The organism is Gluconacetobacter entanii (genome assembly GCF_013155425.1).
Taxonomy (GTDB): domain Bacteria; phylum Pseudomonadota; class Alphaproteobacteria; order Acetobacterales; family Acetobacteraceae; genus Novacetimonas; species Novacetimonas entanii.
Genome location: NZ_JABJWD010000163.1, coordinates 1 through 370, shown reverse-complemented (window position 1 = coordinate 370; position 370 = coordinate 1). Strand labels below are relative to the sequence as shown.

Genomic DNA, 370 nt, shown 5'->3' with positions numbered 1-370 from the left:
GTGACGGGCGCGCTGGACGATCTGGCGGATGACCTGACCAATGTGATCGCGGCCGGGGCCGATGTGGCGCTGGGCGATCTGTCGGGCGCGATCCGCGATGCGCGCACCGCCGTGGTGGCGGATATTTCGTCGCGGCTGGGACGCCTGCCCAAGGTGATCGCGGTGCCGGTTCCGCGCCAGATCAGCGCGTGGCTGATCGCCTATGCCGTGGCGGGCGACACGCCATCGGACGTGGCGAGTGTGTGGGATGACCTGGTCAGCCGCAACAACCTGACGCACCCGGCACTGGCAGGCCCCGGCAGCGTGGACGTGCTGGAAACCACGACATGAGCGGCACCACGAACACCACCGTCACCGCGCGCGGCATGAC

The 370-nt window shown here is 69.5% G+C and carries 1 pseudogene; it reads left to right on the top strand.

The annotated features are described in order from the left end of the window. Positions 1 to 330 (top strand): annotated as a pseudogene (locus HNH97_RS17210) (DNA circularization N-terminal domain-containing protein); the annotation flags it as partial. Positions 331 to 370: the final 40 nt, after the last annotated feature.